The organism is Microbacterium gorillae (assembly GCF_050990725.1).
GTDB lineage: Bacteria > Actinomycetota > Actinomycetes > Actinomycetales > Microbacteriaceae > Microbacterium > Microbacterium gorillae_A.
Genome location: NZ_CP158844.1, coordinates 910,763 through 922,978, shown reverse-complemented (window position 1 = coordinate 922,978; position 12,216 = coordinate 910,763). Strand labels below are relative to the sequence as shown.

Annotated in this window: 8 protein-coding genes; 4 read left to right on the top strand and 4 right to left on the bottom strand. The window is 68.9% G+C overall.

Going from position 1 to position 12,216, the window contains the following annotated elements:
- Window position 1: 1 nt before the first annotated feature.
- Window positions 2-1,648, bottom strand: a complete 1,647-nt coding sequence (locus tag ABTV68_RS03985; protein ID WP_433676333.1) for a TIGR04028 family ABC transporter substrate-binding protein — start codon at window positions 1,646-1,648, stop codon at window positions 2-4.
- Between the two features lie 299 nt (window positions 1,649-1,947).
- Entirely contained in the window at window positions 1,948-3,042 is a 1,095-nt protein-coding gene (locus tag ABTV68_RS03980) for a substrate-binding domain-containing protein (RefSeq protein ID WP_433676332.1), read from the bottom strand.
- Window positions 3,043-3,206: 164 nt separating this feature from the next.
- Between ABTV68_RS03980 and ABTV68_RS03975 the strand changes: the two genes are divergently transcribed.
- From ABTV68_RS03975 to ABTV68_RS03960, 4 genes are all read left to right on the top strand, one after another.
- The gene (locus ABTV68_RS03975) at window positions 3,207-8,639 is read left to right on the top strand and encodes a fibronectin type III domain-containing protein (protein WP_433676331.1); all 5,433 of its coding nucleotides are present in this window, start codon (window positions 3,207-3,209) and stop codon (window positions 8,637-8,639) included.
- Window positions 8,640-8,789: 150 nt separating this feature from the next.
- On the top strand, window positions 8,790-9,179 hold the full coding sequence (locus ABTV68_RS03970; protein ID WP_433676330.1) for a PadR family transcriptional regulator: 390 nt from the start codon (window positions 8,790-8,792) through the stop codon (window positions 9,177-9,179).
- Between the two features lies 1 nt (window position 9,180).
- Window positions 9,181-10,176: a permease prefix domain 1-containing protein gene (locus tag ABTV68_RS03965; RefSeq protein ID WP_433676329.1), complete on the top strand. Its 996-nt coding sequence runs from the start codon at window positions 9,181-9,183 to the stop codon at window positions 10,174-10,176.
- Between the two features lie 4 nt (window positions 10,177-10,180).
- Window positions 10,181-10,576 carry a VOC family protein gene (locus ABTV68_RS03960; RefSeq protein WP_433676328.1) on the top strand — a complete coding sequence of 132 codons (396 nt, stop codon included), beginning with the start codon at window positions 10,181-10,183 and terminating at the stop codon, window positions 10,574-10,576.
- An 87-nt stretch (window positions 10,577-10,663) separates the two neighbouring features.
- Here the strand turns inward: ABTV68_RS03960 and ABTV68_RS03955 are convergent, their stop codons facing one another.
- Both ABTV68_RS03955 and ABTV68_RS03950 read right to left on the bottom strand, forming a co-directional pair.
- On the bottom strand, window positions 10,664-11,524 hold the full coding sequence (locus tag ABTV68_RS03955) for a sulfurtransferase (RefSeq protein WP_433676327.1): 861 nt from the start codon (window positions 11,522-11,524) through the stop codon (window positions 10,664-10,666).
- Between the two features lie 89 nt (window positions 11,525-11,613).
- On the bottom strand, window positions 11,614-12,093 hold the full coding sequence (locus tag ABTV68_RS03950; RefSeq protein ID WP_433676326.1) for a hypothetical protein: 480 nt from the start codon (window positions 12,091-12,093) through the stop codon (window positions 11,614-11,616).
- Window positions 12,094-12,216 lie beyond the last annotated feature (123 nt).

Genomic DNA, 12,216 nt, shown 5'->3' with positions numbered 1-12,216 from the left:
ATCACCGCTTCTCGAGCCAGACGTCCGCGAAGACGGGGCGGGCGACGGATTCGAACTCGATGCCGTGGACGTAGGTGGCGGCACCGTAGACCTGCGGCTCCTCGAACAGCGGGATCACGTACGCCTGCTCGGCGATGTAGTCCTGCACGGCCTGCGAGGCGGCGATGCGCTTCGTCGGGTCCGGCTCCGAGGCGACCGCGTTCAGGAGGTCGTCGAGGTGCTGGTCGTCGGAGCGCAGCACGTTGCGGTTCTTCGAGGAGAACTGGCTCTTGATGACGTCGAGATCAGCGCGGCCGACCATCGAGTGGTACAGCGGGGTCTTCAGCGGGTCGAGGATGTCCTCCGCGTAGCTTCCGGCATCCGCGGACTTCACCTGCAGGTCCACACCGATCGCCTTGAGCTGCTGGGAGATGAGCTCGAGCGTCTGCTTCGACAGGGGCTGCGGCTTCGCCTCGTAGACCGGCAGCTCCAGTCGCTGGCCGTCCTTGGTGCGGATGCCGTCCGAGCCGACCGTCCAGCCGGCCTCATCCAGCAGTTCCTTCGCCTTCTCGGGATCGTAGGTGTAGAAGGAGGACTCGTCCTTGTAGCCGAGAGCGGTGGAGCTGAGGACGGAGGTGGCCACCGGGTAGTTCTTCGTGAAGATCGTGTCAACGACCTCCTGCGCGTTGACACCGGCGACGAGCGCCTGGCGCACCTTGAGGTCGCTGAGCAGCGGGTTCGTGAAGCGCAGGCTGAGGGAGTTGTTCACGCCGCGGGTCTGCGGGGCGAACACCTGGAAGCCGGCCGACTCCACGCGCGGCTCGTCGAAGGCCTGCACGTAGCGGACGTAGTCGGCCTGTCCCGACAGCAGCGAGCCGATGCGGACGCTGTCCTCCGGGGTCACGAGGAGCTTGATGTCATCCAGGTAGGGGCGGCCCTGGTGCTCCTTCTCGGCCGGGGACCAGTCGTAGTCCTCGCGCGCCACCAGGTGCACCTCGGTGCCGATCTTCTCGGACTCGATCACGAACGGACCCGAGCCGATGATGTCGGTGGCGTTGCCCGCGCCGAAGTCCTCGAGCTTGCGGTCGAGGGTGGCCGAGGACAGCAGGCCGGAGGTGATCGTGGAGGTCGCCTGCAGGAAGCCGGGCGAAGGGGCGCTGAAGTGGAAGGTGACGGTGTCTTCGTCCACGACCTCGCTGGATTCGTAGTTGTTGACGGCCTCGGAGATGGTGAGTCCCTTGGCCGTGTCGCCCTTGCCGAAGACGTCGAAGTTCTTGGCGACCACGGCGGCGTCCAGCGGCGTGCCGTCGGAGAAGGTGACTCCGGGACGCAGGTTGAACGTGTACTCGGTGGCGTCGGCGTTCACGGTCCAGTCCGTGGCGATCCACGGCTCGATCTCCAGCGTCTCCGGGTCCTGCCACGTGAGGCGGTCGGTGATGTTTCCCACCAGCGCGCCGTTCGGGTAGAAACCGGCCTGCGGCGGGTAGAGGTTCGTGTACGGCTGATACTCGAGGTACGTGAGGGTGCCGCCCTGGACCGGCTCGCCGGCATCTGCCGACGCGGACGCGGACGTGCCGCCGGACGATCCCTGAGACGAGCAGCCCGCCATCATCAGGGCGGTCACGGCGGCGAGAGCGGCGGCTGTGGCTCGTACTGCATGACGGGGCATGGATTCTCCTTCTGAACGGATCGGGTCAGTCCGATCGTTCCCCCACGTTAGGAACCCCCGCGCGATATGGATGCACGCTCGCGTCACCGCGGTTCACGTTCCGCAATGCGCCGTCACACGCCGCCGTCCCGCGTCACATTTCTCCCGGCTCGCGCGGTCCCCCCCCTCCCGCGGTCCCCCTCGCGCGGCTCCCCTCACGTCACTACATCTCCCGCGAGGCTTCCGTCTGTGGGCGAGAATCCGCCCACCGCGGCGATTGTCGCCCACAGACGGAAGTCTCGCGGGTCATGGGGTACGTGTCAGGGGGTCGCGGTGGACTCGCGGGGGTGGAGGACGGGGAGCACCGACGTGCGGCGCACCGGCAGATCAGGACCGCCGGTGAGGCGTTCGACCATCATCTCCACGGCGAGGCGACCGATGTGCTGCTTGGGCGGACGCAGCGCCGTGATCGGCGGGGTGCCGCTGGAGGCCACCTCGTCGTCGTAGGCGATGATCGCGAGGTCACCCGGAATCGACCAGCCGTGATCGATCGCGTACTGCTCGAGCATCACGGCCTGCGGGTCATTGTGGATGAGCAGCGCGGTGGTTCCGGTGGCCCGGCACTGCTCCAGGATCGAGACGATCACCGACTCCCGCGAGGTACTGGACGGATCATCGAGGGCGGCGTCCACGTCGACGACGCACTCCAGCCCGAGGTCGGCGACCGCGCGATTCCACCCGTGCCGCAGCGGGAGGGACGTGGGCGACCCGGATGACGTGATGATGCCGATGCGCCGATGACCACGCGCGGCGAGGTGATCCGCCGCGAGCGCGCCGCCGAAGACATGATCGGTCGTGATGCACTCGAGGCTCGGCAGCGCGAGCGCGGTGGGAGCGCGCCGCTCCACCAGCACCACCGGTGTCGCCAGGGTCTCCAGGCGATACAGCAGCGCGCGTCCGTCGGCGCCACTCGTCTCGGGCGCCACGATCAGGCCGTGCACCTCCCCCGCGGCGGCGAGCGCGTCGATCTGTCGTCGCTGGTCCGCCACCGCGTAACTCGCCCCGCGAAGCACGAGCTGCACGCCGAGTTCGGTCGCAGCCGCGCGGGCGCCGATGATCACGTGCGGCCAGTAGTAGCTGAGTGACGGGACCACCATCCCCACCCGGAACCGGATGCCGGAGGCAGCCGCAGGGACGGTGGTGTCCAGGCTGCTGCGCAGCGTCGCCCCGCCGTGAACGCGCGTGAGCAGGCCGCGATCGGCGAGGTGGCCGATGTCGCGACGAATGGTGAGATCGGAGACCCCGAACTGCGCGGCGAGATCCGCGACCCGCACGGACCCCGTCCGACGCAGCTCATCCAGGATGCGTTCGCGTCGCGAGAGGCCGAAGGCGGGAGTGTCTGAGGCGGGCGGCATGGTGACGTCAGCGTAGCGGCGTGAATGTATTCGATCAAGCATGAACGTTTCTGATCATTTGAATGGAACTCGGCCACGCGACCGGCCAGGATCAGCGGAGGGCACGCAGCCGTGCCCCTCATGCGCGAGCACCGTAAGGGAGAGTGCCCATGTCGGAGGCGAGGATGCCCCGTCCGCAGAACGATCGTCGAGGTCGCGCCCGACCGCGACGATCCTGGATCGCCGCCACGAGCGCCGCTCTGATCGCGGCGCCACTGCTGATACCCACGAGCGCGATCGCGGCTCCCGCGGACACCGTCACGGTGACCGTGTCGGGCGCGGACGTCGCGGCAGCGGCGAAGAACGTCAACGGACTCACGTTCAAGGGTTTCGGCGTGCTCAGCGCCAACTCCACCAGCGCCCTGCTCCTGGACTACAAGGCGCAGCATCCCGACAAGTACTGGGAGCTGATCGAGACGCTGTTCGGCGGCGATCACCCGCTGATGAACACGGTCAAGATCGAGATGGGCAACGATCGCAACACCTCGACGGGTCCGAACCCCGCGACGATGCGGAGCCGGGACGAGTATCCCAACGTGCAGCGTGAGCCGGGTTTCCAGCTGGCCGCCGACGCGCAGCTCGTCGCCCACGGCGACGTGCACGTCAGCATCCTGCGCTGGAACCGCCCCGCCTGGGTCACCTCCCACCAGGACCAGTACGTCTGGTTCAAGAACACGGTGCTGGCGGCCTACCGCGAGTACGGCCTGATGGTGGACTCCATCAACCCCGACACGAACGAGACGTCGAGCCCGGAGATCCAGCTGTACAAGGACTTCTCCTCCTGGCTGCGCACCGACACGAAGGGCTACGAGGGAGCTACGGCGGACGACCCGAACAACGGCTTCGCGTCCGTCGAGGAGGGCGACCTCTACCGTGCGATCCGCACGGTCGCCGCGGACACCGTCGGAACCCCGCCCACGTCGTTCGGCAATGCGCTGACAGCGGGAGACTCGTCACTGCGCGACGCCGTCGACATCCTCGGCTTCCACTACTCCAGCGCTGATGACGGCTCCGGAAACCTGAAGAAGTTCGCGGAGCAGTTCGATCAGGAGGTGTGGAACTCGGAGGGCCAGTCGACGTTCTCCAACTCCGCCGACCGTCCGAACAACAACGCGGGCGACGAGCAGGGCGGCTTCGGAACCTCCTTCGGCGGCACGAACAGCGCCCTGGAGATGGGCAACTGGATCACCACCGGCTTCGCCGCCTCGCGACGCACGCTCAACATCTTCCAGCCGGCGATCGGATCCTTCTACGACGGCTTCCAGTACTCCTCCAAGGAGCTGGTCAGCGCCCGCGATCCCTGGTCGGGCTGGACCTACTACGACGGCGGACTGGCGGTGCTCGCCCAGTTCACGCAGTTCGCGACCCTCGGGTGGGAGAACGCAGACAACACCGCGGGCATCTGGCGCGCGATCCCGCAGGCTTCCGGAAGCACGCTGGGCACGGGCAACCCGCCGAGCGGGGCCCGCGCCGGCGGCAACTCGTACACGACGCTCGCCGCGCCCGACGCCTCTGACTTCTCGACCGTGATCGTCAACGACAGCAGCTTCACGCGGACGTACCGCGTCGTCGCGCAGGATCTTGCGCTCGGCGAGGATGCGACGGCGGAGGTCTGGGAGACCCGCGCCGCCGATGCCGGCCAGAGCTATGACGCGAACTACGTCCGTCCCGTCGCCGAACTCACCCCGAACGCGGGTGCGTACACCGTGACGGTGAAGCCCTGGTCCACCGTCACGCTCACCACCCTCGACCACGCGGCGGCCGGTGCCGATGGCACGCTCACCCCGCGCGAGGGCTTCGGCAACACGCTTCCGACATCGGCGGAGTACACGGCCGCCGACGGTGGTCGCGACGTCCTCGACACCGACGCGACCGGTGCCGTGAACGGCGTGACCGACGACGACTACCTGTACGCCGACGACTTCGACTACGCGGGCCTGCCGAACATCTCCGGTTACGACCCCGCCACCGGCCAGCTGGTCGACTCCGGCACCTCGTTCCTCGATGCTCGTGGCGCCAGCGCCTCACCCGACGGCACGCCCGCCACCTCGGCGGCACGCGCCGGCGTGATCCCCCGCTACACGAACGACACCAACGGCGCGTTCGAGTCGGTGGCCACAGAGGACGCTGCGCACGGCCGCGTGCTACGCCAGCAGGTCGGTCCCGGCATGGCGGGCGGCGCCTGGAACAGCGGAGACCCGAAGACCACCATCGGCGACGCCCGCTGGGCCAACTACACCGTCTCGGCCGACGTCCTGTTCGAGAGCACGTCGTCCGCGTACGCCACGATCGGCGCGCGCGAGCAGGGCGGCACGGCAAACGGACAGAACGTCTCCGCCGCCGAGCTGCGGGTGGACCCGACCGGTGCGTGGAGCCTGATGCGCTTCGGCACGTCGGTGGCGAGCGGCACCCTGACCTCGGTTCCACAGGCGGCTTTCCGCACCGGGGCGGGGGTCTGGAACACCATCGCGGTGCGTGTCGCGGGCGCCGTCTACACGGCATCCGTCAACGGCGTCGAGATCGCCAGCTACACCGATCCCACGCCGCAGGCGACCGGTCGGATCCAGCTGGGTTCCGGCTTCACCTTCGTGCAGTTCGACAACCTGAAGGTCACCACGGTGCCGGGCTACACGCCCTGGTACTCCGCGATGATCGACGGGATGCACCAGACGAGCTGGGCCGACACCTCGGTGCCCGTGCTGCAGTTCGACCAGAACTGGAGCCACGTCAACGGCCAGGGCATGTACGAGTGGCAGCGCACCGCCTCGAAGTCCACGGCGAAGGGCGCGTCCATGACGTACTCCTTCACCGGAACGGGCCTCGACATCATCGGCACGAACTCCGGGTCGCCGACGCTGGATGTGGTGGTCGACGGTGTGGACATCGTCACCGGCGCACCCACGTGGAGCGCGGGCAGCGAACGCACCGCGTACCAGCTGCGCGGGCTCCGCGACGGTGAGCACACCGTCACCATCCGCACCGCGAACACCGCGTCGATCAACGTGGACGCCGTCGGCGTGGTCACCGCGTCGGCCGATTCCGCCGCCGTCGACACCGCGGCACTCGCCGCCGTGGTCGACGCCACCGCGGACATCACCGAAGCCGAGTACTCCCCCGAGACGTGGGCGGTGTTCGCCGCGATCCTCACGGACGCCCGCGATGCCGTGGCGGATCCGGTCGCGTTCGGCCTCGATGCCGAGGGCGCCCTCGCGCTCGGCGCCCGACTGACCGCCGCGATCGATCGCCTCGTTCCGAAGGACGTCAGTCCCGACGTCCGCGACCTCGGTGTGATCGCGATCACCGCGGGTGCCCGAACCCTGCCGGCCGAGCTGGCTCTGGCCGAGGGCGAGCTGCCGGTGACGTGGGCGCTGAGCGCACGCGAGAACGCGGCCAGCACGGCGGAACTCGGCGCGTTCACCGCCACCGGCCGCACGACCGCGAAGCTCGGCAACGGCCTGTACCAGCGCTTCACGGCGCGGGTCATCGTGATCCCCGCGGACCTGGAGTACTTCATCGACTCCGGATCCTCGGGAGCTGCGGCCGGTTCGGTGCAGGCTGCGGCTCTGGCCGCCTTCCCGCAGCTGCGCAACGCGGTGGCCGACCAGAAGTGGGACGGCACGGCCGCGGGGCTTACATGGGGGTACGCCACCACGGCGACCGCTGCCGACGCCGGCAACGCCCAGGACTGGGGATCGTCGTACCTCGGTGTGGACTACAACAAGCCGGTCACGTACCGGCTGACGCTGCCGGCGGGTTCCTACAGCGTGGTCGCCGTGCAGGCGCCGCGCGCGGGACTCACCACCAACGTGTACACGAAGGTGTCCGCACCGGGCGTCGCCGCCACGACGAAGACGGCCACATCCACGGGTGCCGCGACGCCGATCGCACAGCCCATCACGCTGGACGCGGACGGTGTGGTCACGGTCGAGTTCGGCACGAACGGCACGAGCGGCTACAACGGGCGACTCGCCCTGGTGGCCGTCCAGCGCCTGCCGCGCGACCTCGGCGTGCAGGGGGCGATCGGCGTCGCCGGCGATCTGCCGGAGACGGTGGATGTGGCCGGCACGGCACGCGCCGTGGTGTGGGATGAGGCGTCCGTCACCGCAAAGCGCGCGGTCTACGACACCCTGCGCGTCACCGGCCGTCTCGCCGACAGCGAGCAGACGGTCATCGCCCGCTACGAGGTGATTCCCGCAGCCCCGGTGTACTTCATCGACTCCGGCACGAACGGCGTCGCCTCCCCCGCCTACACGGCGGTGGCGGCTTCCGCGGCGCTGCGCAACGATGCAGTGGACCGGGTCGCCCCCGACGCCACATCGTGGGGTTACGTGGCCGACGGCATGAAGACCAAGGGCACCACCGACATCACCGACAAGTTCTCCACCGGGCTGTATCAGGACACGACGCGCCTGATCTACCGCCTGCCGCTGGACGCCGGAACCTACACGCTCACGGGCGGGTTCACGGAGTGGTGGAACCTCAACCGCACCATGAACCACACGGTGTCGGTGGACGGGGTCGAACTGGCGAAGGGCAACATTCCCCTGTCGGGTTCGGCACCACGCCTCACGGCGGATCTCACCTTCACGCTCGACGCCGCGGCCACGGTGGAGTACGTGGTCACCAACGAGGGTGCGGGCGGCGAGAAGCCCGTGATCTCCTGGCTCGCGGTGGCCGACCAGACGCTGCCGGGTGCACCGGCGGATGCTGTGGCGATCGCCGCGTCCGACACGTCGATCGGCGTCTCCTGGAGCGCCGCGTCGCCCAGCGGTCCCGGTTTCGTCGGCTACCGCGTGTTCGCGGCGGGCACCGACACGGTGGTGTGCGAGACCACCGAGACATCGTGCACGATCACCGGACTGGAGCACGGCTCGACCCACGCGTTCGAGGTGGTCGCGGTGAACGCCATCGGCACCAGCGAGCGGTCTGCCGCCACCGCGGAGGTCACACTCCCCGAGGTGGGTCCGGATAATGCCGCCACCGCGCCCGGCGTGGGCGTGCTCTCGTCGAACGACGGCTGGGACACCGGGCTGAAGGACGGCACGTTCACCCTCACGATGGACCTCTGGTGGGGCGAGAACGCGCAGCTGTTCCGCCTCTTCCGCGACGGCGAGCCTGTGGCCACGGCGCCGCTCACGATGAACAGCCCGCAGGCGCAGCGCGCCACCGTGGACATCGCGGGGCTCGGCAACGGCACCTACGTGTTCACGGGTGAGCTGGTGAACTCGAAGGGCACGACGGCGACCAAGCCGCTGACCGTGAAGGTCACCGACGCCAATCCCGGCAAGCCGGCGCTGTCGTCGAACGCGAAGGGCGGAGCCGGCAGCTTCACGCTCACCGCGGATCTGTGGTGGGGCATGAACGCGACCTCCTACCGCTTCCTCGAGAACGGCAGCGAGATCGCAGCGGGCACGCTGACTGCGGCGACCCCGGCCGCGCAGCGGGCGACCACCACGGTGTCGGGCAAGCCGAAGGGCACCTACGTGTACACCGTGGAGTTCACCAACGCGGCGGGCACCACGACGAGTGCGCCACTCACCGTGAAGGTCACCAAGTAGTCCCACGTCACGTCTCGCCCCCGAGACACCCAAGCAAGTCCGAGAAACCCTGCGTTGCGGGGTTTCTCGGACTTGGATGGGTTTCTCGGGGGCGACGCTGTTTTAGGCGAGCGCGTGACAATAGTGTGTTTCACACAGTATTGTGTGGCTATGGGAGAGACCACCGACATCCATCTGCAGGAGCTGCACCGCGGCACCGTGGTGCTGGCCTGCCTCCAGCTGCTGCGCACTCCGAGCTACGGATACGCCCTGCTGGAGCAGCTGGAGGCCGCGCGCTTCCCCACCGACGCGAACACCCTCTACCCGCTGCTGCGGCGCCTGGAGAAGCAGGGCCACCTCACCAGCGAGTGGAACACCGACGAGACGCGACCGCGCAAGTTCTACCGCACCTCGGCGGCGGGGATCGATCTCGCCGACACCCTCACCCGCGAGTGGCTCACGCTCACGGAGGCCATCACGGCACTGACGCACGACAGTGCCACCCCGCACGACAGTGCCACCCCGCACGACAGTGCTACCCCGCACGACAAGGAGAGCTGACATGACCGCAACACTGACCGAACGCTACATCGACGCCACCGTGCGGAGCCTCCGCCCGCAGCTGCAGGACGACGTCCGCGAGGAACTGGCAACCTCCATCGCCGACGCGGTCGAGGCACGCGTGGAGCAGGGCGAACCCGCGGAGGACGCCGAGCGCGCCGTGCTGAACGGCCTGGGAGATCCGGGGGTGCTCGCCGCTGGCTACGCCGATCGTCCGCTGTTCCTCATCGGCCCCCGCTACTTCATGACATGGTGGCGGCTGCTGAAGCTGCTGCTGTGGATCGTCCCGATCAGCGTGATGGCGGCGGTCGCCCTCGGGCTCGCGATCTCGAACGCGCCCGCCGGGCAGATCATCGGCAACGCGGTGAGCGTGGGAATCTCTGTGATCGTTCACCTCTGCTTCTGGGTGACGCTGGTGTTCTTCCTGCTCGAGCGCGCGGGCACCGGTCCCGTCCCGACGTGGACGGTGGATCAGCTGCCGGAACCGCGGGAGGAGAGCGCCAGTGTGTCGAATCTCGTGGGATCGCTGGTCTTCCTGGGCGCGTCGATCGCGGCCGTGCTGTGGGATCGGTTCCGCGGGTTCGTCTTCGTCGAGGGTGACATCGTCCCCGTGCTGTACCCGAGGCTGTGGCCGGTGTGGATGCTGATGTTCCTCGTGATCGTGCTCGGCGAGGCGGCCGTGGCGATCGCCGTGTTCCGTCAGCGCCGGTGGACCGCGATCACCGCCTCGGTGAATACGCTGCTGGCGGTGGCGTTCGCGACCATCTCGCTGTGGCTGATCACCACGGGCCAGTTGATCAATCCCGACGTGCTCGCCCTCATCGTGCTGCACGGCGGGGAGGACTTCCACTACGCCAACCTCCAGTCGGCCGATGAGGGCGGCATCTTCCGCATCCTCGCTGTCCTCCTCTGCGCCGCGATCGTCGCGGTCTGCGCCTGGGACGCCGTCGACGGCTGGCGCCACGCCCGCCGGTCCGCCGGACGAGTGAGAGGATGACGCAATGGCACTCGTGGACCACCTCGGCATGTCCGTCGTCGACTTCCCCGTCGCGCTGAAGCAGTTCGGCGCGGTCTTCACGGCCCTCGGCTATGAGTTCGGCGGGGCCGACGACCACTCGGCCGCCTGGCACAAAGGCGACGAGACCGAGCTGATCATCTTCCAGGCGCGTGAGACGAACGACCGCCATCGCCACGGCGAGTCCGGCTGGCAGCATCTCGCCTTCGCCATGGACTCCCGCGACGAGGTGGATCGCCTGCATCGCGTGGCGCTGGATGCCGGCTGGAGCGAGGTCCGGGCACCCAAGCTGTATCCCCGCTTCAACGAGCGCTACTACGCCTCGTTCGTGGAGGATCCCTCCGGCATCCGCCTCGAGTTCATGCACAATCCCGGGAGCTGAGCGGAGGCCTCACCCGCCCCGGTCGCTGAGCGAGCGCAGCGAGACGAAGGGCGCTCAGGGACCGGAACGCAGGTCGCTCGGCTGGACTCAGACGCGGCGGATACGCTGAGCGGGGGTCATCCCGAGGGCCACCTCGCGACCGCGAGTGCGCGACCACTGGCTCCAGGACCCCGGATACAGCGCCACGTCGAGCCCGGCGACAGCGCCGGCCAGCACCGTGTGCGCCGCCGCGATACCGGAACCGCAGTAGGCCGCAACCGGGACGGTCTCGTCGACACCCAGCGACGCGAAGTTCCGGCGGATCTCAGCCGGCGTGCGGAAGCGTCCGCCGGTGAGGTGATACGTCGTCGGCAGGTTCCTCGCCCCCGGGATGTGACCGGCCACGGGGTCATGCGTGTCCGGATCGCCGCGGTACCGCTCCGCGGATCGCACGTCCAGCAGCACGCCGTGCTGGGGCCACCGGGCGGTTTCCACCATCCCCAGCTGCTCGCCGAACCCCTCGACCTCCGCGTCGCCGACCGGCGGCTGCACGTCGCCGGTCTCCAGCCCGAGGCCCGCCGCCGCCCAGGCGCGCAAGCCGCCGTCCAGCACCCGCACATCGATATCCGCAATGCCCGCGTGGGTCAGCACCCACCACGCACGGGCGGCCGCGACGGAGTGCACATCGTCGTAGATCACCACGCGCGCCCCGCGACGAAGCCCCCAGCGACGCACCGCCGCACGCAGCGTGTCGTCGCTGGGCAGCGGATGTCGCCCCTGTTCGGGATGGCCGTGTTCGGCGAGCTCGCGCTCGAGGTCGACGTAGACCGCGCCGGGCAGGTGTCCGTCGAGGTACTCGGGCCGCCCCTCGGGCTGGTCGAGGCGCCAGCGCACATCGAGCAGACAGACCTCGACACCGTCCCGCAGCAGATCCGCGAGCTGAGTGACAGAGATCAAAGGCGAAGCCATGATTCCATGCTGAACAATCACGGGCGTGTCAGGGCCGTGTTTCGTCACCCGCCGACACACGACGTCATGTGCTCACGACGGCGGTGGGTTCAGCCGAGGTCGGCGAGAAGTGACTCCGTCATCTCCGGCACCGTCCGTCGCAGTCGACGGCCATCGGCGATCATGATCCCCACCGTGATGCCACCGAAGATCACGAGGCCCACGGTCGCCCATGCGATGTCCGCCACGCTGGGCAGCTGCCCGGTCACGACGCCGAGCAGCGGGAGAAGGAAGATGCCACCGGCAACGACGCCGAAGGTCAGCAGCAGGATCGTGTCCATCACTCGTGTGCGTGCGCGGCCGGTGAGAACCGTGCCGTCCTCCGCCTCGAGCATGCGCAGTTCCAGGACGACACCGCTCGGCAGCTGGTACACACCGGCGCCGAGCATCCGGCGCAGCACGCGGATCCGGTCTCCGCGACGCCGATAGGTCCCCGCGCTGCGCGTCGCGTTCATCCACCCGTCGATCCGACGCTGCAGGGCGATCGGCGACTGCCCCGGAACCGGGACGCTCACGGGGACGGATGCCATCCCTCGACCCTATCGCCGCCGGCTGGTCCTGCTCTTTGCGGGTGCAGGCGTCGGTGCCGAGCAGGGCCTGCGGTGAGGTCGGCGCGAGCCCGGTCTCAGTGACGGCTGTCCCGAGGCGGAGAG